Raw genomic sequence first — 21,802 nt, 5'->3', positions numbered from 1 at the left:
GCTTTTTTTATTACACTGCCGGAAGTGATTTTGCCCCTGAGCTCCGGACAGCAAGCGTTTCAGCGTTGTTAACAACTGCCAGCGACTTTGTAAACTCCCGGGCCCGGACAGATAAATTAAAGGAGCTTTTATGAATCCTGTATTGTTACGCGTAACACAACGCATTATCGAGCGCTCGAAAGAGACCCGTTCGGCCTACCTCGCCCGGATTGAACAGGCGAAGAGCAACACCGTTCACCGCTCCCAGCTGGCCTGCGGTAACCTGGCGCACGGCTTCGCCGCCTGCCAGCCCGATGACAAAGCCTCCCTGAAAAGCATGTTGCGTAACAATATCGCTATTATTACTTCCTATAACGATATGCTCTCCGCACACCAGCCCTATGAGGTCTATCCCAACATCATTCGCAAGGCGCTGCACAGCGTAAACGCGGTGGGTCAGGTCGCGGGCGGCGTGCCGGCGATGTGCGACGGCGTGACGCAGGGGCAGGACGGTATGGAGCTGTCACTGCTGAGCCGCGAAGTGATTGCAATGTCCGCGGCGGTGGGCCTGTCACACAACATGTTTGATGGCGCGCTCTATCTCGGCGTCTGCGACAAAATCGTCCCGGGCCTGGTGATGGCGGCGCTGTCATTTGGTCACCTGCCCGCCATCTTTGTGCCATCCGGCCCGATGGCGAGCGGTCTGCCAAACAAAGAAAAAGTGCGCATCCGCCAGCTGTATGCGGAAGGGAAAGCGGATCGTCAGGCGCTGCTGGAGGCCGAAGCGGCCTCCTACCATGCGCCGGGAACCTGTACGTTCTACGGCACAGCCAATACCAACCAGATGGTGGTGGAGTTTATGGGGATGCAGCTTCCGGGTTCGTCCTTCATCCAGCCGGATGCGCCGCTGCGTCAGGCGCTGACCGAGGCCGCGGCCCGTCAGGTGACGCGTCTGACCGGAAACGGCAATGAATGGATGCCGATGGGCAAAATGGTCGACGAAAAAGTCATCGTCAACGGCATCGTCGCCCTGCTGGCCACCGGCGGCTCGACCAACCACACCATGCACCTCGTGGCCATGGCGCGCGCGGCGGGCATTCTGATTAACTGGGATGACTTCTCCGACATTTCCTCCGTGGTGCCGCTGATGGCTCGCCTGTACCCGAACGGCCCGGCGGACATCAACCACTTCCAGGCCGCGGGCGGCGTCCCGCTGCTGATGCGCGAGCTGCTGAAAGGCGGTCTGCTGCATGAAGACGTGAACACCGTAGCCGGATTTGGCCTGCAGCGCTACACCCAGGAGCCGTGGCTGAACAACGGCGAGCTGGACTGGCGCGACGGGGCAACTGCGTCTCTGGATCCGCAGGTAATTGCCACTATCGACAAACCTTTCTCCCACCACGGCGGTACCAAGGTACTGAGCGGTAACCTCGGTCGTGCGGTGATGAAAACGTCTGCCGTGCCGGAAGAGAACCAGGTTATCGAGGCCCCGGCGGTGGTGTTTGAAAGCCAGCACGACGTGTTGCCTGCCTTTGACGCCGGTCTGCTTGATAAAGACTGCGTGGTGGTGGTACGTCACCAGGGGCCTAAAGCGAACGGCATGCCAGAATTACATAAACTTATGCCACCACTTGGTGTATTATTGGACCGCCGTTTCAAAATTGCGTTAGTGACCGATGGCCGCCTCTCAGGCGCATCCGGCAAAGTGCCTTCCGCCATCCACGTCACGCCTGAAGCCTACGACGGCGGCTTGCTGGCGAAAGTGCGCGACGGCGACATGATCCGCGTGAACGGCCAGACAGGCGAGTTAACCCTGCTGGTGGATGACGCCGAGCTGGCGGCACGTCAGCCCCATATTCCTGACCTGAGCGCATCGCGCGTGGGGACCGGACGCGAAATGTTCAGCGCGCTGCGTGAGAAACTCTCCGGTGCAGAGCAGGGCGCAACCTGTATTACGTTTTAAGACGACTTGATTTTAACGATCTGGCGAGAGAGAACTCTGATGAAAAACTGGAAAACAAGTGCAGAAGCAATCCTGACCACTGGCCCTGTCGTGCCGGTTATCGTGGTAAACAAGCTGGAGCACGCTGTACCGATGGCGAAAGCGCTGGTTGCGGGCGGCGTTCGCGTTCTGGAAGTGACCCTGCGTACCGCCTGCGCGATGGATGCCATTCGCGCCATTGCTAAAGAAGTGCCGGATGCCATCATCGGTGCGGGTACCGTTCTCAACGCGCAGCAGTTGGCGGAAGTAACCGAAGCTGGCGCACAGTTTGCCATCAGCCCGGGCCTGACCGAGCCGCTGCTGAAGGCCGCGACAGAAGGCACGATTCCTTTGATCCCGGGCATCAGCACCGTTTCAGAACTGATGCTGGGCATGGACTACGGTCTGAAAGAGTTCAAATTCTTCCCGGCAGAAGCTAATGGCGGTACTAAAGCGCTGCAGGCGATTGCGGGTCCCTTCTCTCAGGTACGTTTCTGCCCGACTGGGGGTATCTCTCCGGCGAACTACCGCGACTACCTGGCGCTGAAAAGCGTGCTGTGCATCGGTGGCTCATGGCTGGTACCGGCGGATGCGCTGGAAGCGGGCGACTGGGATCGCATCACGAAACTGGCTCGCGAAGCGGTTGAAGGCGCGAAGCAGTAACTTATTCGCAGCATGAAAAACGGGCCTTTCGGCCCGTTTTTTCTATCCTGCTATCTTAACGTTCGCTGCCGCCGCTTTTGCTCTTGCTACGGCCTCGTCAACCTTATCCCCGATGGCTAACGCCACGCCCAGACGACGCGTGCCGTCGATCTCCGGCTTGCCGAACAGACGGACCTGCAGGCCTGCGCCAACCGCACCTTCGACGTTATCAAACGTCACATTCTGGCTGGTCAACTGTGGCAGGATCACCGCCGAGGCCGCCGGGCCGTACTGACGGATGCCACCAACCGGCAGGTCGAGGAAGGCGCGCACGTGCAGGGCGAACTCTGAGAGATCCTGCGAAATGAGCGTGACCATCCCGGTGTCATGCGGGCGAGGGGAGACTTCGCTGAAAATCACCTCGTCACCGCAAACGAACAGTTCCACGCCGAACAGGCCGTAGCCGCCCAGGGCCAGAACGGTTTTACGGGCAATCTCCCGGGCACGCTCCAGCGCCAGGGGGCTCATCTGCTGCGGTTGCCAGGATTCGCGGTAATCGCCATCTTCCTGACGGTGACCTATCGGGTCGCAGAAATGGACGCCGTCCACGGCGCTGACGGTGAGCAGAGTGATTTCGAAATCAAACTTCACCACGCCTTCGACAATGACGCGACCGGCACCGGCACGGCCACCCTGTTGCGCATAATCCCACGCGCTATCCAGCGCGCTGCTGTCGCGAATAAAGCTCTGACCTTTACCGGAAGAGCTCATCACCGGCTTAATGATGCACGGGTAGCCAATCTCCTCGACGGCCTGCAGGAATGCGGTTTTGTCGCCCGCAAAACGGTAGCGTGAGGTCGGCAGCCCCAGCTCCTCCGCCGCCAGGCCGCGAATGCCTTCACGGTTCATGGTCAGTTTTGCCGCTCTGGCGCAGGGCACCACGCGCTGGCCTTCCTGCTCAAGCGCGATCAGCGTATCGGTTGCGATAGCTTCAATTTCCGGCACGACGTAATCCGGTTTCTCCTGCATGATGAGCGTACGCAGGGCATCGCCGTCCAGCATGTTAATCACATAAGAACGATGGGCGACGTGCATGGCGGGCGCGTCAGCGTAGCGGTCTACGGCAATCACTTCCACCCCTAAGCGCTGACACTCAATGGCGACTTCTTTACCCAGTTCACCCGATCCCAACAGCATCACGCGCGTCGCCGCAGGCCGCAGCGCGGTTCCTAAACGAGTCATAATATTCCCCCTGAAAAAGATGCGCGCAGTATAAACGAAAACGTTTGCGTCTGTCTTGCGCAGGGCAAAAAGGCAGATGAGAAATTTGCGCTTCTTTAGCCTTAGCGGACATTTCCTGACGCCTGCTCGCATACGCTGTGGAAAATGTTAACCGTTAAGCGAGGGAATCCATGTCAGGCTGGTTAAATCAACTGCAATCCATGTTAGGACAGAAAACGTCAGGTTCCGGCGAGCAGGGGCTGAGCAAGCTGCTGGTACCGGGGGCACTCGGCGGGCTGGCAGGGCTGCTGGTTGCCAATAAATCCTCACGCAAGCTGCTGGCGAAGTACGGTACCGGCGCGCTGCTGGCCGGTGGTGGTGCCATCGCTGGCACCGTGCTGTGGAACAAATACAAGGATAAAGTGCGGGCGGCGCACCGCGATGAACCTCACTATGGCGAGCATACTTCTCCGCTGGATTTGCGCACGGAGCGGCTTATTCTCGCGCTGGTGTTTGCCGCCAAAAGCGACGGGCACATTGATGATAAAGAGAGAGCGGCTATCGAACAGCAGTTGCGCGAAGCCGGGGTTGAAGAGCAGGGCAGAACGCTGGTGGCTCAGGCCATTGAGCAGCCGCTCGATCCGCAGCGTCTGGCGCTGAACGTGAAAAATGAGGAAGAAGCGCTGGAACTTTATTTCCTCAGCTGTGCCGCCATCGATATCGATCACTTTATGGAACGCAGCTATCTCAACGCCCTCGGCGATGCGCTGAAAATCCCTCAGGACGTACGCGAAGGGATAGAAAAAGATATCCGGGAGCAAAAACAGACGCTACAGGGCTAACTCTCGCCCCGGTGGTCATGTTTCGCTTGCATCATGCGCGGGTTTTGCCAACCTTATAGGGTGTAAAACTCAAAAGAATGATGACATGCCACCGAAAGCCCGACGTACTCCTTATGCGATCGTCACGCATGGCGATACGCGTATAGATAATTACTACTGGCTCCGGGATGATTCGCGTTCCCGGCCAGAGGTGCTCGACTACCTGCACGAAGAAAACGACTATGGTCGCAAGGTCATGTCCAGCCAGCAGGCGCTTCAGGACCAGCTGCTGAACGAAATGGTGCAGCGCATTCCCCAGCGCGATATCTCCGCGCCGTGGACCAAAAACGGCTATCGCTATCGCCATATTTACGAGCCCGGCAATGAGTATCCCATCTATCAGCGACAGTCGGTATTAAGCGCCGAGTGGGATGAATGGGACATTCTGCTGGATGCGAACCAGCGAGCCGCCCACAGCGAGTTTTATACCCTGGGCGGCATGTCCATCTCCCCGGACAACACCATAATGGCGCTGGCGGAGGATTATCTCTCCCGTCGCCAGTACGGCCTGCGTTTTCGCAATCTGGAAACCGGCAACTGGTATCCGGAAATGCTGGAAAATGTCTCCCCGGATTTTGTCTGGGCGAACGATTCCGAGACGGTCTACTACGTCAAAAAGCATGCTTCCACGCTGCTGCCTTATCAGGTGTGGCGCCATACCGTAGGCACGGACTCAGCCGATGACGAGCTGGTCTATGAAGAGAAAGACGAAACGTTTTATGTCAGCCTGCATAAAACCTCCTCGCGCCACTATGTGATTATCTTCCTGGCCAGCGCCACCACCTCGGAAGTACTGCTCCTGGATGCCGAACTGCCTGATGCCCAGCCGCTCTGCTTCCTGCCGCGCCGCAAGGATCACGAGTACAGCCTGGATCACTTCCAGCACAGCTTTTATCTGCGTTCGAATCGCGAGGGCAAAAACTTTGGTCTGTACAAAACCAAGGTGCGCGACGAGCGCAAGTGGGAGGTGCTTATCCCCGCGCGGGATCAGGTGATGCTGGAAGGGTTCACGCTGTTTACCGACTGGCTGGTGGTGGAAGAGCGTCAGCGGGGGCTGACCAGCATCCGGCAGATCAACCGTAAAACGCGTGAGGTGATTGGGATTGCGTTCGACGATCCGGCCTACGTCACGTGGATCGGCTTCAACCCTGAACCCGAATCGTCGCGGTTGCGCTACGGCTACTCATCCATGACCACGCCGGATACGCTCTTCGAGCTGGATATGGATACCGGACAGCGCCAGGTGCTTAAGCAAACCGAAGTGAAGGGCTTTGATTCCGACAATTATCGCAGCGAACACCTGTGGGTCACCGCGCGCGACGGCGTTGAGGTCCCGGTTTCGCTCGTTTATCACAAGGCGCATTTTCAGAAAGGTAAAAATCCGATCCTGGTCTACGGCTACGGCTCCTATGGCTCCAGCATGGATGCCGACTTCAGCAGCAGCAGATTAAGCCTGCTCGATCGCGGCTTTGTTTTCGCTATTGCCCACATTCGCGGCGGCGGCGAGCTGGGGCAGCACTGGTATGAAGACGGGAAATTCCTGAAAAAGAAAAACACCTTCAACGACTATCTCGACGTCTGCGATGCGTTAATTGAACAAGGTTATGGCGATCCGCAGCTCTGCTTCGGCATGGGCGGCAGCGCGGGCGGAATGTTGATGGGTGCCGTCATCAATCAGCGCCCCGATCGCTTTAAGGGCATTGTTGCGCAGGTTCCGTTTGTTGATGTGGTGACAACCATGCTCGATGAGTCCATTCCGCTGACGACCGGGGAGTTTGAGGAGTGGGGTAACCCGCAGGATGAAGCCTATTATCGCTATATGAAAGAGTACAGCCCGTACGATAACGTGGAAGCGAAAGCGTACCCGCACATGCTGGTGACGACCGGTTTGCACGATTCACAGGTGCAATACTGGGAACCGGCAAAATGGGTGGCAAAGCTGAGGGAACTGAAAACCGATGACAACCTGCTGTTGCTCTGTACCGATATGGACTCCGGGCACGGGGGGAAATCGGGGCGATTCAAATCTTACGAAGGGGTGGCCCTGGAGTATGCCTTTTTGATTGGCCTGGCGCAGGATACGCTGCCAGGCCGCGCGCAGCGTTAAGCTTCGCCCAGATAATGTTTCAGGGTTAAGCGCAGTTCCGGGCTCATTTTGTCGAGGTTGTTGTACAGCCAGCGCAGATAGCCCGGATCTTTATCCGCAATATCCGATACCGCTCTCCCGCGGTATTTGCCGAAGGTAAACGTCGTCAGCAGCGCAGGGCGGCCGGTGATGGTTGCCATATCATCCGGCGTCCAGCCGGAGATATTCATAATGTCGATGAGCAGCGCGGCGGTGATATAGCAGTCATACAGGGCGCGGTGATGGTGCAGCCCTTCAGGGGTTCTGACGCTGAGCTTGCGGGATTTATACAGCGCCATATTGCTGTATTTGATCCCCGGCCAGAGGCGACGCGCCAGCTTCATGGTGCAAATCCACTCCCCGGGCATTTCGGGGAGTACCCGGCGGTCAAAGCTGGCGTTGTGGGCAACGTACCACGGGCTGCCGTAGTAGTGCGGGATAACGTCCTCTATCCAGGGTTTATCCGCCACCATTGATTCTGTAATGCGATGGATAGCCATGGCCTGTGGGCTAATAGGGCGATCGGGACGCACCAGATGGCTCATCGGGTTGACTATTTTTCCATCAACCACGTCGACCGAGGCCACTTCCACAATTCCGCCCTGAAGATCGCAAGTTTCGGTATCAATGACGCGCAGCATGAAAATCTCCTGAGCTTAAAACGCTTAGCCTAAAGGAATGATATCGCCTTGCCAACCCTGTCCGTTGCGCGTGCCGGTCAACAGAAGCTCACCTTTATCCGCCCGAACGATCAGCTGGCCTTTTTCATCCCATAACGCGCTGCCCGCGCTGGCATTCGCCATTAATACCGCGATGGCATACCTGTGCGCAAAGCGCTGCAGGGTGTTGATAGACTGTCGCCAGCGGTAATCCCTCACCGACTGGCAGCTGGTGAAGAGCGTTGCCTGCGGATCAAGATTCGGGGAATCGCCTTGCTCGTCCATGATAGTGAGCTGTTTATCCCCCGGCACCAGGCTGGCGCCGCTCCCCTGAGGGTAACGCAGAATGCAATCGCGAGAGGGGGCAAACAGCGCGAGGCCTTTCTGGCGCCGACCGTTTCGTTCAACGGGAAGCCCTGCAATGAGGGTAATGCGGTAAAAATGGGCGGCGTTTAGCAATGGCAGTAGCTGAGCGTCTCCGGGCGGGAGCGGTAGTGCCGTGGTGCCCGGGCCCGTTAACGAGAGTTCCGGGAAGACCAGCAAATCGCACCGATGTTGTGCTGCTTCGGCAATGAAGTGGAGATGGTGCGCAACGTGGTCATCTACGCTATGGTGCTGCCCGCCATACTGTGCTGCCGCTATATTCCAATGTGACATCGTGACTTCCTTATACACTGAGTCGCAGGGATTAAAGAATAATCCTAATTTAACCAGGGTTTTCTTATCCTGCCAGATTCCGCGTAAGGAAGTGTAACGAGTCGTTAAGCTTATTTAACTTTCGGCTCGTATGGTAAGCGGGAGAGGTTGACCGAGGCGAGACGGTGGGCGATTAACCTTTCGCGAAACCAGTCACGCAGGTGGGCGGGTTGTTCCCGTTCGACCACTTCAGCCACGATGGGCATGTTGTAACGCTCTTTAAAGGCGACGCCAGCGGCAGCGAGATCGACATTCACTTTATCCATCTCGTCCTGAGGAAGGGCGGCCAGATTGATCTTCATTACCTTCTCCTTATTTTGCGGCGGCAACGTTACCGCGATTGCGCGACGATGACAAGCAGAGCGGGATGATCCTCGACTCGTTTATTATACAGCGTTATTCTTTAGCATACAGGCATAACAAAAAGGAATGATTGTGATGGGTTTTTCCTCTTCCCGCGCGGTATGTACGCTGGTTTTTCTGGCCTCGACGATACTTTCGCCCTCTGTACTGGCGCATGCGCATCTTAAGCAGCAAAGCCCGGCAGCAGACAGCCAGGTGGCGGCACCGCAGGTGCTTACGCTGAATTTCTCCGAAGGCATTGAGCCCGGATTTAGCGGCGTCGTGGTGACGGATGCACACAAGCAGGTGATCAAAACCGGTACCGCAACGCGAGACGAAAAGAACAAGGCACAGCTGACCGTTCCGCTGGAACAGACGCTGGCGCCGGGGGCTTACCGGGTGGACTGGCATGTGGTCTCCGTCGACGGACATAAAACCACAGGCAGCTATCACTTCAGCGTGAAATAGCATGCTGGCACTGTTATACGTGGGGTTGCGCTTTATCCATTTTGCGGCGCTGATGCTCGTTTTTGGCAACGCGCTTTACAGCGTCTGGTTTGCGCCTTCCGGGCTGCACCGCCTGATGGCCCGGCGTTTCCAGCTCCAGCAGAGGGTGGCGTCCATTGTCAGCCTGGCCGCTGCGATCCTGATGTTCATGCTTCAGGGTGGCTTAATGGGCAACGGCTGGGGCGATGTACTTAACCCGCAAATATGGCACAGCGTGCTGGGGACTCGGTTTGGCGGCGTCTGGCTGTGGCAAATCATCCTCGGCGCCATCACCGTTGCCGCCGCGTGGCTCGCGCCGCTGAAAGGCTCGCGGCTGCTGCTGCTCGCTATGGGACAGCTTATCCTTCTGGCAGGGGTAGGGCACGCGGCGATGAGCGACGGTCCGGTGGGGGCGATACAGCGTCTCAATCATGCTGTTCACCTGCTGTGTGCCGCAACCTGGGTGGGTGGATTGTTGCCGCTGCTGTTCTGCATGCGTCTGACTAAAGGGCGCTGGCAGAACGCGGCCATCTATACCATGATGCGTTTCTCGCGCGTGGGGCATTATGCCGTCGCGGGCGTGCTGCTCACCGGCGTGGTGAATGCGCTGTTGATTCTGGGCATCCATATTCCCTGGCAGTCTGGCTACGTGCAGTTTTTGTTGTTCAAATGTGCTCTCGTGGCGTTGATGGTGGCAATTGCGCTGGTAAATCGGTATTTTCTGGTGCCACGATTCCGTCCAGATTCCGGGCGCGCACAACGGCTTTTTATCAGGATGACACAGGCAGAGGTGGTGCTGGGCGCGCTGGTTCTGGCAACGGTCAGTCTGTTTGCTACCTGGGAACCCTTCTGACAAGGTTAACTATTAAATGAAAAAGACAGTACTTTCACTCATATTGCTGACCTGCGCGGGAAGCGCTCTGGCGGCACCGCAGGTTATCACCGTCAGCCGTTTTGAGGTGGGCAAAGACAAATGGGCCTTCAATCGCGAAGAGGTGATGCTGACCTGCCGTCCGGGGCATGCGTTATACGCAATCAACCCGAGTACGCTGGTGCAATATCCGTTAAATGATACCGCAGAGCAGCAGGTCGCCAGCGGCAAGAGCAGCGGTCAGCCAATCAGCGTGATTCAGATTGATGACCCGGCCCACCCGGGGCAGAAGATGAGCCTGGCACCGTTTATCGAGCGCGCTGACAAGCTCTGCTGACGTTCAGGTTTCCAATAAAAAACCGCAGATGCTCGCGAAAGCACTGCGGTTTTTCACTTTTAATGATGCTCTAACGCTTTTTTTCAGTCCACTTTTGCTGTGGACTGGAAAACCTGGCGTCGTCATCTATTCTTAAAAGGCAAGGCGACTTAGCCTGCATTAATGCCAACTTTTAGCGCACGGCTCTCTCCCAAGAGCCATTTCCCTGGACCGAATACAGGAATCGTATTCGGTCTCTTTTTATCTGTATAAAAGTGAATAAGTTAACTCCGTTATCTTCTTTATACAGCGCATGCGTCCTGTGCGACTTCGTAAAACATAACACAACACAGCATGCGGAAGTCCAGCCCTTTTTGCCTGTTTTGTTAAATTTTTGTGAGTAGTCAGCGAAAGTCAGCGCTGTGCTTAAAAGCGGGACTTAACGGACGCTTCAATTTCATCAAGCAGTTCAAAGCGACGACGGTATTCAGCGCGTTTTTTACTCGCTATCTCGTCGAGGGATTTGCGCTCCACCTGCAGCGGAAGCTGCCAGCAGAAGGAGGAGATTTTTTTTCCGCCCAGAGAATCCCAGAATTCGTCATAGCTGGCGTGGAAATGACGACCTTTGCTGAGGCGATAGCGCAGCGCCCGGAAAACGTGCCCCTCATCGCTGACGGCAAAAATGGCCCGGACAGATGACTGTGCTGCCAGATGGAAAAGAACTTCCATCAGCACGCGCTTGGGGAACAGGCCATGGCAGGCGCGAGTTGCCAGTTTAATGGCATCCCGTGATACGCAGCGACGGGGTCCCTGAAGTCCGCCAATGACCATAACGGGCTGAGCATTGCTGCGGGCGACGCTAAAGGTCAGGCTGGCCAGCAGCGTATCCTCGTTGTCGCGCAGCCAGAGTGTGCTCTCACCTTCACGCTCGGCTTTGCCGGCTGAGGACGCATTAACCGTGTAGGTCACGCCGTCTTTTGCATGGAAGTGCGCAATGGGTTGTTCCAGCGGGCCGGTCAGCGCCTGGGCGAGACTGCTCTCTTTCAGGCTGTCAATCCAGTAATAGTGGTTAACGATAGCGTCAGCGCGATCGTTTGCCGTCAGACCGCGCATCAGGTACTGCCGATGGGTCTTGCTGGGCAACGTAATTTGCGCTGTCAGCAATTTGTCGAAATCGTCACGACCAGAGAGGGCTTCCAGCATACGGTGGGTGGAAGACCAGAACAGCAGCGAACGTAAAAGGAACTTCAGTCGGTAATCGCGCTTCCGCCAGATTGGCCCCGGAACGCGTTTGCCGTTCACCAGCTCGGAAATAATATTCGTGCGATGCGGATAGAACACATCGTTATGTAGCTGTGTATTAGACACGTGAAGACCTCTCGTTTTTTTCTACCCTTATTCTACGGAGCCTATAAAAAGGGATTAATAGCGTGAGGATCTTTATTTCTCTTTGGTTTACCGTTTGTTTGACTTGGTGAGGACCGCTCCCGTCTTTTTCATTTACTGACGCGGCTATACTGTTTAAGGGAGGCCTTATGTATCAGCGAATCGAAAGTGGAGAGTGGCGTCACGTCTGGGTTGTCAGTGACATACACGGTTGTTACCAGAGGCTCATGGAGGAACTGAAACGCCGTCATTTTAATCCTTATGAGGATTTACTTATTTCCGTTGGCGATCTGATCGATCGGGGGCCGGACAGCGTTAAATCATTACAGCTCATTAACGAGAAATGGTTTCGAGCCGTGCGGGGTAACCATGAGCAAATGGCAATAGATAGCCTGGATAATAATGATTTTTCGGTCTGGACGATGAATGGCGGAATGTGGTTTACGCGCCTTGAGCATGAGCAGCAGGCGCTGGCGCGAACGTTACTTAACGCCTGCCGGGAGCTGCCGCATATTATTGAGATAACCTGCGCAAACGGCCTTAATGTTATTGCTCACGCGGATTACCCGGCGGAGGAATACCGCTGGGAAAAACCGGTAAGCGCCCAGCGCGTGTTGTGGGATCGCGACCGCCTGATGGGATTTATGGTGGGCAAAGGGCAGGGGATTAGCGGCGCGGATCATTTCTGGTTCGGCCATACGCCCGTCGACAGACGGTATGATTTTTCTAACCTGCACTATATTGATACCGGTGCGGTATTCGACGGTTACTTTACGCTGGCGCAGCTACAGTAATAAATAACCCGCCTTCGGGCGGGTTCTCTTAGGTCAGGCAAGACGCATGACCCAGGCATCGGTTTTACTATCGTAATGCTCACGGTAAAGAACAGAGTGTTCGCCATCAAGTATTGCCGGGACGCTGGTGTCTGCATCCCATGCATCGAGCTGCATGCACAAATCCGGGTCGGATTTGCAGGGAATACTTAACGTTCGATCGCCTTGTGCTTCGCCGCGCAGCTCTGCGTCGTCGATCTCAAAAGCGCCAATACGCACGCTGGTTTTCGTCATAGTGCTCTCCGGGTCGGTTGTCAAAATCTGGTATGACCAGTATGGGCATCCATTTTTGATCGTAGACAAGGAGAGCAAAATCGCCAGTAAAAAAATGCGCTTTTTTCAGGCAGTGCGATCGTTACCGGTAAACAGACGGCCATCGCGGACCAGCTCGCGTGGATAGCTATTTTTAAGCCTTGAGCCAACCTTTTTTGCCAGCCCCAGCGGGTATCCCTGATAGGTCACCACCACTTCATCAGCGGAAGGCGTGCCGTCAGGATAAACGTCGCGTCCACGGTACCACTCTTCAGCTTCCTGGTGCGTCAGGGCGAAAGTATTTGCATGCCCGGCAAGCGCGATGACCGCCTCGTGCTGCCAGCGATACCCCTTATTGTGCACTTCCGCCAGGCGAATCCCGATACGGGAAAAACGCACTTTGCCAATCAACGGCTCGATATTCGCCGGGAACAGCCATATCTCTTTGTCTCGCGTCCAGAGGCGCTGACTCTCATCCCAGTCCAGCCCAACCTTGCGGGCAGCGGCTTCAAGCTGTGCGGCATCGCGGCCTTTGAGTGGTGCAAACGGGAAATTTCCGACCTTGAATTTAGGGGCGGGGAGGGGAGCTACCGCCTGAGTTTTACGCAGGCGGGCCACGAAGAACCCTTCGCAGTCGTAAATCTGAGGGAATACGTGCAGGAAACCTTCCGGCGTGACCGCCTCCTGTGCCGAGGCGAACAGATCGTTAAGCGGCATGAACTCAACGGCATCCGGGTATTGCGCTTTCAGCCACAGGCAGACGTCTTCGTTTTCATCCCGGTTTAAAGTACACGTTGAATACACCAGCGTGCCGCCGGGGCGCAGGGCGTGGAACGCGCTATCGATCAGCTCGCGCTGCGTGGCGGCGATCTCAAGATTGCTCTCCACCGACCAGTTCTTTAACGCATCGGGATCTTTACGCACCACCCCTTCTCCTGAGCAGGGGGCGTCCAGCAGGATGGCATCAAACATTTCCGGCAGGGCGGCGCCAAAGACGCGTCCGTCGAAATGCGTCAAAGCGACATTGTGAATACCGCAGCGGCTGATATTGGCATGCAACACCTTCACGCGGCTGGCGGAAAACTCATTGGCGAGAATCGCCCCGCGGTTACCCATGCGGGCGGCAATCTGCGTGGTTTTCGAGCCGGGCGCGGCGGCGACATCCATCACGCGTTCAGGCGCGTTGCCATCGGCGAACAGGGCGGCAACCGGCAGCATTGAGCTTGCTTCCTGAATATAAAAAAGACCGCTCAGATGTTCTGCAGTACTTCCCAGCGGCACGGCGTCTTCGTCATCGCGATCGATCCAGAATCCCTCGTCACACCACGGAACCGGCGTAAGTTGCCAGTTGTACGGAGAAACCAGCGCCAAAAAATCCTCGACGCTGATTTTCAGCGTGTTAACGCGAATGCTCCGACGTAACGGACGCTGGCAGGCGGCGATAAATTCGTCCAGCGACAGATGAGAGGGAAGCGCCTCGCGCATCTGCGCCAGGAATTGTTCAGGAAGAAATACGGAGTTTTGAGCCACGAGCACACCACAGGGAAAAGTTCAGGTGCGCAGTGTAACATAAAGGCTCCGGCGCGTTGACACCGGAGCCTGTCAGATTAACGCGGCAGGGCAGTGCCCCATTCGCGCCACTCTTTCGGTTCGCTTTCCAGCAGCAGGAAGTGTTTACCCGGCTGCGCCTTCGGCGCCAGCGGCGTTCCCGGCGGGGTGGCAAACGCAATACCGCCGCGGATGAACTGGTTGAAGGTACCGGTTTTCACCACGCCACCCGTCAGGCCGAAGTCCAGCGAATAGCCGGACGCCAGCCAGAACACCGAGTTATTACGGACCAGGTGCTGGTAACGCTCGCTGATGCGTAACGCCACCATCACGCGGTCGGAGAGCGTGCCGAGCGTGAGACCCGTTACCGTACCCACCTCAATGCCGCGGAACAGTACCGGCGTACCGATGCCAAGCGAACCTGCTTCCGGTACTTCGACCACAATGCTCAGGCCGCCAAGGTAGCGTGAGTCGGTGATGGTGGCTTCCTGCAGCTCGAAATCACGGCGGGCTTTGCCCTGGCCGGGCTCGACGTTGATGTAAGGCTGCAGAATGGTGTCGAGGTGCTCAACACCTGCGGCTGAAATCTGCGGGGTCACCACCGAGAAGCGTGAACCCGTTCGGGCGAAGGTCTGCACATATTCCGGATAAAGCACCGCGGTGGCCTGCACCTCGTTGCGCGAGGTGATCAGCGTCAGCTTCTGGATCTGCCCGATATCAATGCCCAGGTAGCGAATTGGCATGCCTTCTGCCAGCTTGCCGGCATCGAAGGCATGCAGGGTAATCTGCCCACCCACGGCACGTGCGGCGGTTTCGGACGGGAAGAGAATTCGCTTATCGCCTTTGCGCAGGTTCGCGCCTGCGCCGCTGAGGTTATCGAAGCTGATTGCCCCGCGCAGCGCGCGAGAGAGCGGGGAGGCCTGCACGGTCAGCCCGTTACCGTTAAGCTGCACCTTCGCGCCGCCCTCGGCCCAGAAGACGCTGTTTGGCGTCAGCAGCTTACGGTATTCGGGTTTGATATGCAGTTCGATATCAAACGCGTCCGCACGAGGGCGAACGGCGATCACCTCCCCGACCTCAAACTTGCGGTAGAGCACCACGGAGCCCGCCTGAACGTCCGGCAGCGTCTCGGCGCTTAAGGTCAGGGTAGTAGTTGGCAAATCGCTCAGGCTGTTTTCAATCGCTTTGTCCAGGTTGGCGTAGAGCGGGTAGCTGTCGCGAACGGGGCCTTTATTGCCCGGCAAAATGCGAATGCCGCCGTTAACCCATTCGCTGGCGCTCGCACCGAGGAACTCCACGCCGTCCAGGCCCACCTTCACATCGACGCGGCTGTTCACCACGAATTTACTGTCGCCATGGACGAGGTTGCTGTATTGCGGATCGATAGCAACCGAGAAGCTCACGCCATTTTCGGAGAGCGTTCGCTCCAGCACCTGACCCACCTGTACGCCGTGCAGAATCAGCGGCTGACCGGCCTCAATGCCGTAACTTTCGGGCGCATTCAGCGTAACCGTCACGACGCCCGGTTTTTGCAGCAGCGCTTTATCCGCCGGGGCAATGACGAAGCTGTTGCTTGGCTCACCTTCACCAGGGATCAGTTCAAAGGTATTTCCGGTAAGCAGTGCGCTGAGGCTGGCATCGTTCAGGGAGAGCTTCGGACTGCGCATTTCGATGCGCGTTTTCTCGCGCAGGAGATCGACCACGCTCGGGTCGACCGTCATTTCGCCGGTCACCGAACCGCCCGGATTAAGCGTCATTTTGGTGAGCTGGCCGACCTGCAGTCCCTGGTACATCAGCGGCGTGGAACCCGCTTTCAGTCCTTTAGCATCAGGCAGAACAAGCTTAACGATCACGCCACGCTGGCTGTGCGCCAGGTCCGGGTATAAACCGAACGTGTCATCGGCCGTGGCAGGGCTTGAATTTTCCGGGGAGTCAAAGGCAATGGCACCATTCACCAGCGCGGCCAGGCTCTCAAGCTTCACTTTTGCACCGCTCAGGCTGAGGTCGGCGTCCACGCCGGAGACATTCCAGAAGCGGCTGCCTTTTTTCACCAGATTGGTGAACCGACGTTCGATCAGCACATCAATGGTTACGCCCTGTTTGTTCGGGTTGATGGTGTAATCATACACGCGGCCAACCGGAATCTTGCGGAAGTAAACCAGCGAGCCGCTGTTCAGCGAGCCCAAATCCGGTGCCTGAAGATGGATCATCAGATCGCCGTTATTGAGGCGGTATTTCGGCTGCGTATCCAGCGCGACAAAGTGATCCTGCGGTTCACCTTTACCCGGCATCATACCAATGTAGTTACCGCCAACCAGCGCATCCAGCCCGGAGACGCCGGCCAGAGAGGCTTTCGGCGTCACCAGCCAGAACTGCGTTTCGCTGCGAAGAGCATCCTGCATGTCAGATTTGATACTGACCCGCACCTGAATCTTGTTAAGCCCTTTGCCAAGGGAGATGTCCTGAACCGTACCGACTTCTACCCCCTGAAAACGAACGGGGGTTCGCCCGGCGACGATGCCGTCGGCGGTCTGAAAATCAATGGTGACGGTACTGCCGCGATCTTCATAGCTCGTCCAGATAAGCCAGCCTGCAATCATCAGCGCGATGACGGGCAGCAACCAGAATGGCGAAATGCGGCGTTTAGTTTTAATTCTCGCTTCAGTCGGCGAAGCGGGGGTTTCCTGACTCATGTGCATCCCAAAGTAAGCGGCTATCCAGCCATTCCACAGCAAGAATAGTCAATATCACCGCAGAGCCGAAATAAAAAGCCGCGGGTCCCATAGTAAAAGCAAGAAGCTGGTCGCGATTGATCAGCGACATCATCAGCGAAATCACAAACAGATCCAGCATTGACCAGCGGCCAATCCAGGTGACGAATCGCAGAAGCAGAATACGGGTACGTAAACCTTGTTCACACTTAAAGTGAATGCTGACCAGCAGGGTAAACATCACCACCACTTTGGTAAAGGGAACCAGGATACTGGCAATAAACACGATGGCCGCCACCCCAACGTTGCTGTGCGCAAGGGAGATAATACCGGAGAGGATAGTATCTTCCTGACGGCTACCGTTCACGTAGATAATGGAAATCGGCAGCATATTGGCCGGGATCAGAAACACCAGTGAGGCAATCAGCGCCGCCCAGCATTTTTGCAGGCTGTTGTTGCGCCGTAGCCTCAACGGTATATGGCAGCGCGGGCAGCGTCCACGCTTGTCGGGCAGCCCGGTGTAATGGCATCCCAGACAGACGCGAAGGTTCTCATCCGGGCGGGTGGCAGGGCGCTGAGGGTAAAAACGCTCCCAAAGCTGCTCAACGTTCAGATGGATCAGCGTCAGGATACTGAGCAATACCAGGCAGATAAAAGCAAAAAGCCCGACGCCCGGCTGCAGAAAGGCATAGTCCTGCACCTTGATGGATGCCACGCCCACGCCCACCAGATAGATATCCAGCATGACCCACTCTTTGAGCTTTTCCAGCATCAGCAATACCGGACGCAGGTTCATCCCCAGAATGTTGCCAAACCACAGGTAAGCAATGGCGGCAACCAGCACCAGCGGCGCGCCGACAACGCAGAACAGCACCATGGCAGCGGTGAGAGGATCGCCCTGGCTCGTCATCTGCCAGATACCCTGCAGCACGTTGGCGTCAATGCGCACACCAAGCAGGTAGAGTTTTAGCAGCGGTTCGCTCCACGCGAAGGGCATCAGCAGCAGCATGGTGACGGCCATGGCGGCGAGGCGCGTTAACGACCAGTCGCGGCCGTCACGAATTTTAGCGTCGCAGCGGGGACAAAAGGCGCTTTGGTGCGATTTCATCTTCGGCAACATAAAAAGCGTATCGCACTGGGGGCAACGCTGATAATGTGCACGAGGCAAAGCTTCGCTTACCGTATGGACAGTTATCTTTTTTGTCGGCGTAATTTTGGTTGTTTTTAAGGCCATCAGCTGCGCGCAAATAAGTATTGTTGAACGTTATATTAACTCATGAACGGATTCATCTTGAGCATGAGCGCATTTATTGCTTATTTTAATAGGCTATGCGGTAATTTTGTAAGACAACTAAGTGATTGAATAATGAACAAAACAGAATTCTACGCGGATCTGAACCGCGATTTTAAGGCATTGATGGCAGGTGAAACCAGCTTCTTAGCCACTCTGGCAAATACTAGCGCATTGCTGTTCGAACGGCTATCCGATGTGAACTGGGCTGGCTTTTATCTCCTGGAAGGTGAAACGCTGGTGCTGGGCCCGTTTCAGGGCAAACTGGCCTGCGTGCGCATTCCGGTAGGGCGCGGCGTATGCGGTACCGCGGTGGCCGAGAATCAGGTTCAGCGCGTGGAAGACGTGCATGCGTTTGACGGGCATATTGCCTGTGATGCTGCCAGCAATTCAGAAATCGTTCTGCCGCTGGTGGTAAAAAATCAGATTATTGGCGTTCTGGATATCGACAGTACGGTCTTCAGTCGCTTTACAAGCGAGGACGAACAGGGGCTGCGCGAGTTGGCAGCGAATCTGGAAAACGTCCTCGCTGCAACCGATTATCAAAAATTCTTTGCGAGCGTCGCAGGATAATCAACGGATAACGTAGCATTTACTGATAGCGTCATTATAATGACGCCTGTTCATGCCTGCGCTTGTTGGCAACGTCCGTTGTAATCAGGAAATTTCATGGAAAATCAACCTAAGTTGAATAGCAGTAAAGAAGTTATCGCATTTCTGGCCGAGCGTTTCCCGCAGTGCTTCAGCGCGGAAGGTGAAGCTCGTCCCCTGAAAGTCGGTATTTTTCAGGATCTGGTGGCGCGTGTTGAAGGGGAAATGAACCTCAGCAAAACTCAGCTGCGTTCTGCCTTACGTCTTTATACTTCGAGCTGGCGTTACCTGTACGGTATCAAACCGGGCGCAACCCGCGTGGATCTCGACGGCAACCCTTGCGGTGAGCTGGACGAGCAGCATGTTGAGCACGCGCGCAAGCAGCTGGAAGAAGCCAAAGCACGCGTTCAGGCACAACGTGCAGAACAGCAAGCGAAAAAACGCGAAGCCGCAGCGGCAAACGGCCAGGAAGAAGCGCCTCGTCGTGAGCGTAAACCACGCCCAGCGCCGCGTCGTCACGACAATAACGATCGCAAACCGCGTGCAGACAAACCAGCAGCGAAAGCCCCTCGCGCGCCTCGTGAAGAGCCGCGTCATACTCCGGTTTCTGACATTAACGCCCTGAGCGTGGGTCAGGCTCTGAAGGTAAAAGCGGGCAACAACGCTATGGACGCCACCGTACTGGAAATCACCAAAGATGGCGTTCGTGTACAGCTGACTTCTGGTATGTCAATGATTGTACGCGCAGAACACTTGTTGTTCTGAAACGGAGGCCAAGCCTGGCATGAACACTTTTTTTAAGCTCACCGCGCTGGCGGGCCTGTTTGCCATAACAGGCCATGCTTTCGCAGTGGACGATATCACACGTGTTGATCAAATTCCGGTACTCAAGGAAGAGACGCAGCACGCGACGGTAAGCGAGCGTGTAACCTCTCGCTTTACCCGCTCGCACTATCGTCAGTTCGATCTCGATCAGGCCTTTTCGGCCAAAATCTTTGACCGCTATCTGAACTTGCTGGATTACAGCCATAACGTTTTGCTCGCCAGCGATGTCGAGCAGTTCGCTAAGCGCAAATCCGAGGTGGGTGATGAGTTGCGGTCAGGCAAGCTGGATCTGTTCTACGATCTCTACAACCTGTCGCAAAAGCGCCGCTTTGAGCGCTATCAGTACGCGCTGAAAGTGCTCGAACGTCCGATGGACTTCACCGGCAACGACACCTTTAATCTCGATCGCAGCAAAGCGCCCTGGCCGAAAGACGAAGCCGAGCTGAACGCGCTGTGGGATGGCAAGGTCAAATACGACGAACTGAGCCTCAAGCTGACCGGTAAAGATGAGAAAGAGATCCGCGACACGCTGACGCGTCGTTACAAATTTGCCATTCGTCGTCTGGCGCAGACCAACAGTGAGGATGTTTTCTCACTGGCGATGACCGCCTTTGCGCACGAAATCGATCCGCACACCAACTATCTTTCTCCACGCAACACCGAACAGTTCAATACCGAGATGAGCCTGTCTCTGGAAGGTATTGGCGCGGTGCTGCAGATGGACGATGACTACACGGTGATCAACTCCATGGTTGCAGGCGGCCCGGCATCCAAAAGCAAAGCGATTAGCGTAGGCGATCGCATTGTGGGCGTAGGACAAACCGGTCAGAGCATGGTTGACGTTATTGGCTGGCGTCTGGACGATGTGGTTGCGCTGATCAAAGGTCCGAAAGGGAGCAAAGTTCGCCTCGAAATTCTGCCGGCCGGTAAAGGCACCAAAACCCGTATCGTGACCCTGACCCGTGAGCGGATCCGTCTGGAAGACCGCGCGGTGAAAATGTCGGTGAAAACCGTGGGTAAAGAGAAGGTGGGGGTCCTGGATATTCCTGGCTTCTACGTGGGGCTGACCGACGATGTAAAAGTTCAGCTGCAGAAACTTGAGAAGCAGAACGTGAGCAGCGTTATCATCGACCTGCGTACGAACGGTGGCGGTGCGCTGACTGAAGCGGTGTCGCTCTCTGGCCTGTTTATCCCGTCTGGCCCGGTGGTACAGGTGCGTGATAACAACGGTAAAGTTCGTGAAGATGCCGATAACGACGGTGTGGTCTATTACAAAGGCCCGCTGGTGGTCCTGGTTGACCGCTTCAGCGCGTCCGCATCTGAAATCTTTGCCGCTGCAATGCAGGACTATGGCCGCGCGCTGATCGTGGGTGAACCCACCTTCGGTAAAGGTACCGTTCAGCAGTATCGCTCGCTGAACCGTATTTACGATCAGATGCTGCGTCCGGAATGGCCTGCGCTGGGCTCCGTTCAGTACACCATTCAGAAGTTCTACCGCGTTAACGGCGGCAGTACGCAGCGTAAAGGCGTAACGCCGGATATCATGATGCCGACCGGCACGGAAGAGACCGAAACCGGCGAGAAGTTTGAAGATAACGCGTTGCCGTGGGACAGCATCAACGCTGCGACGTTCGTTAAAGCCGGTGATATGACGCAGTTTGGTCCTGAGCTGCTGAAAGCGCATAATGACCGCATCGCGAAAGATCCGGAATTCCAGTACATCATGAAGGACATTGCGCGTTTCAATGCCCTGAAAGATAAGCGGAATATTGTTTCTCTGAACTACGCTCAGCGTGAAAAAGAGAACAACGAGGACGATGCAACGCGTCTGGCGCGTATCAACGATCGCTTCAAGCGAGAAGGTAAACCTCTGCTCAAAAAACTGGACGATCTGCCAAAAGATTACCAGGAGCCGGATCCGTACCTGGACGAGACGGTGCATATCGCGCTCGACCTGGCGAATCTGGAAAAAGATAAGCCTGCCGTACAGCCCGCTCCGGCAAAATAATCTCCCAACAGGCACAAGAAATTGTGCCTGTTTCTTTTTGTTCTGCATCCTTCCGTCAGGCTGATTTCCAATTGTGTAAAGTTGTGTCTTTCTGGTGACTTACGCCTACCGGATGCTTGAAAATAGCCGTAATACCCATACGATGTGGGTAATCGCAT

At 56.0% G+C, this 21,802-nt stretch carries 20 protein-coding genes; 11 read left to right on the top strand and 9 right to left on the bottom strand.

The window, feature by feature from the left end; all coding sequences use genetic code 11:
* Positions 1–130 precede the first annotated feature (130 nt).
* Together edd and kdgA are read left to right on the top strand one after the other, a co-directional pair.
* Entirely contained in the window at positions 131–1,942 is a 1,812-nt protein-coding gene (gene edd / locus URZ40_RS08500; RefSeq protein WP_041909456.1) for a phosphogluconate dehydratase, read from the top strand.
* 39 nt (positions 1,943–1,981) lie between these two features.
* Positions 1,982–2,623: a bifunctional 4-hydroxy-2-oxoglutarate aldolase/2-dehydro-3-deoxy-phosphogluconate aldolase gene (kdgA, locus tag URZ40_RS08495; protein ID WP_014884307.1), complete on the top strand. Its 642-nt coding sequence runs from the start codon at positions 1,982–1,984 to the stop codon at positions 2,621–2,623.
* A 42-nt stretch (positions 2,624–2,665) separates the two neighbouring features.
* Here the strand turns inward: kdgA and purT are convergent, their stop codons facing one another.
* A complete protein-coding gene (purT, locus tag URZ40_RS08490; RefSeq protein WP_320720328.1) occupies positions 2,666–3,844 on the bottom strand; it encodes a formate-dependent phosphoribosylglycinamide formyltransferase in 1,179 nt (392 codons plus the stop codon).
* A 170-nt stretch (positions 3,845–4,014) separates the two neighbouring features.
* Here purT and URZ40_RS08485 point away from each other — a divergent pair, with 170 nt between their 5' ends.
* Positions 4,015–4,665, top strand: a complete 651-nt coding sequence (locus URZ40_RS08485) for a tellurite resistance TerB family protein (protein WP_116339104.1) — start codon at positions 4,015–4,017, stop codon at positions 4,663–4,665.
* 85 nt (positions 4,666–4,750) lie between these two features.
* Positions 4,751–6,811 carry an oligopeptidase B gene (gene ptrB / locus URZ40_RS08480; protein WP_116339105.1) on the top strand — a complete coding sequence of 687 codons (2,061 nt, stop codon included), beginning with the start codon at positions 4,751–4,753 and terminating at the stop codon, positions 6,809–6,811.
* On the opposite strand, the gene exoX is transcribed toward ptrB, so the two are convergent.
* The 3 genes from exoX to URZ40_RS08465 form a co-directional block, all read right to left on the bottom strand.
* Positions 6,808–7,470: an exodeoxyribonuclease X gene (exoX, locus tag URZ40_RS08475; RefSeq protein ID WP_116339107.1), complete on the bottom strand. Its 663-nt coding sequence runs from the start codon at positions 7,468–7,470 to the stop codon at positions 6,808–6,810. The genes ptrB and exoX overlap by 4 nt on opposite strands.
* A gap of 24 nt (positions 7,471–7,494) precedes the next feature.
* A complete protein-coding gene (locus URZ40_RS08470) occupies positions 7,495–8,145 on the bottom strand; it encodes a nitrilase-related carbon-nitrogen hydrolase (RefSeq protein ID WP_320720324.1) in 651 nt (216 codons plus the stop codon).
* A gap of 110 nt (positions 8,146–8,255) precedes the next feature.
* Positions 8,256–8,486 (bottom strand): DNA polymerase III subunit theta, encoded by a 231-nt coding sequence (locus tag URZ40_RS08465; protein ID WP_013096102.1) that lies wholly within the window; start codon positions 8,484–8,486, stop codon positions 8,256–8,258.
* Positions 8,487–8,622: 136 nt separating this feature from the next.
* On the opposite strand from URZ40_RS08465, the gene yobA reads away from it, so the two are divergent.
* From yobA to URZ40_RS08450, 3 genes are read left to right on the top strand one after another with little or no spacing between them, the layout of a single operon-like run.
* Positions 8,623–8,994: a CopC domain-containing protein YobA gene (gene yobA, locus URZ40_RS08460; protein WP_116339110.1), complete on the top strand. Its 372-nt coding sequence runs from the start codon at positions 8,623–8,625 to the stop codon at positions 8,992–8,994.
* A 1-nt stretch (position 8,995) separates the two neighbouring features.
* On the top strand, positions 8,996–9,865 hold the full coding sequence (gene copD, locus URZ40_RS08455; protein WP_320720322.1) for a copper homeostasis membrane protein CopD: 870 nt from the start codon (positions 8,996–8,998) through the stop codon (positions 9,863–9,865).
* A 16-nt stretch (positions 9,866–9,881) separates the two neighbouring features.
* The gene (locus URZ40_RS08450; protein WP_320720320.1) at positions 9,882–10,220 is read left to right on the top strand and encodes a YebY family protein; all 339 of its coding nucleotides are present in this window, start codon (positions 9,882–9,884) and stop codon (positions 10,218–10,220) included.
* A gap of 405 nt (positions 10,221–10,625) precedes the next feature.
* On the opposite strand, the gene URZ40_RS08445 is transcribed toward URZ40_RS08450, so the two are convergent.
* Complete coding sequence (locus URZ40_RS08445; RefSeq protein WP_320720318.1) at positions 10,626–11,567, bottom strand: VirK/YbjX family protein; 942 nt, start codon at positions 11,565–11,567, stop codon at positions 10,626–10,628.
* A 167-nt stretch (positions 11,568–11,734) separates the two neighbouring features.
* Here URZ40_RS08445 and pphA point away from each other — a divergent pair, with 167 nt between their 5' ends.
* Positions 11,735–12,379 carry a protein-serine/threonine phosphatase gene (pphA, locus tag URZ40_RS08440; RefSeq protein ID WP_116339230.1) on the top strand — a complete coding sequence of 215 codons (645 nt, stop codon included), beginning with the start codon at positions 11,735–11,737 and terminating at the stop codon, positions 12,377–12,379.
* Between the two features lie 33 nt (positions 12,380–12,412).
* Here pphA and URZ40_RS08435 read toward each other — a convergent pair whose 3' ends face one another.
* The 4 genes from URZ40_RS08435 to yebS form a co-directional block, all read right to left on the bottom strand.
* Positions 12,413–12,652 carry a YebV family protein gene (locus URZ40_RS08435; protein ID WP_008500472.1) on the bottom strand — a complete coding sequence of 80 codons (240 nt, stop codon included), beginning with the start codon at positions 12,650–12,652 and terminating at the stop codon, positions 12,413–12,415.
* Between the two features lie 105 nt (positions 12,653–12,757).
* Complete coding sequence (gene rsmF, locus URZ40_RS08430) at positions 12,758–14,206, bottom strand: 16S rRNA (cytosine(1407)-C(5))-methyltransferase RsmF (protein ID WP_407065510.1); 1,449 nt, start codon at positions 14,204–14,206, stop codon at positions 12,758–12,760.
* 71 nt (positions 14,207–14,277) lie between these two features.
* Complete coding sequence (locus tag URZ40_RS08425; RefSeq protein ID WP_163329877.1) at positions 14,278–16,911, bottom strand: PqiB family protein; 2,634 nt, start codon at positions 16,909–16,911, stop codon at positions 14,278–14,280.
* Complete coding sequence (gene yebS / locus URZ40_RS08420; protein WP_320720316.1) at positions 16,880–18,163, bottom strand: membrane integrity lipid transport subunit YebS; 1,284 nt, start codon at positions 18,161–18,163, stop codon at positions 16,880–16,882. Before yebS ends, URZ40_RS08425 begins: the two co-directional genes overlap by 32 nt.
* A gap of 132 nt (positions 18,164–18,295) precedes the next feature.
* Here yebS and URZ40_RS08415 point away from each other — a divergent pair, with 132 nt between their 5' ends.
* From URZ40_RS08415 to prc, 3 genes are all read left to right on the top strand, one after another.
* Positions 18,296–18,793, top strand: coding sequence for a GAF domain-containing protein (locus URZ40_RS08415; protein WP_116339238.1), 498 nt, complete (start codon positions 18,296–18,298; stop codon positions 18,791–18,793).
* 96 nt (positions 18,794–18,889) lie between these two features.
* Positions 18,890–19,576, top strand: coding sequence for an RNA chaperone ProQ (gene proQ / locus URZ40_RS08410; protein WP_014884292.1), 687 nt, complete (start codon positions 18,890–18,892; stop codon positions 19,574–19,576).
* A 19-nt stretch (positions 19,577–19,595) separates the two neighbouring features.
* Positions 19,596–21,644, top strand: a complete 2,049-nt coding sequence (gene prc / locus URZ40_RS08405) for a carboxy terminal-processing peptidase (RefSeq protein ID WP_320720314.1) — start codon at positions 19,596–19,598, stop codon at positions 21,642–21,644.
* Positions 21,645–21,802: the final 158 nt, after the last annotated feature.

This window comes from Enterobacter sp. 296B2, assembly GCF_034106185.1.
In the GTDB taxonomy this organism is placed as follows: Bacteria; Pseudomonadota; Gammaproteobacteria; order Enterobacterales; family Enterobacteriaceae; genus Enterobacter; species Enterobacter cloacae_N.
This window is presented reverse-complemented; position numbering and strand designations above follow the sequence as displayed.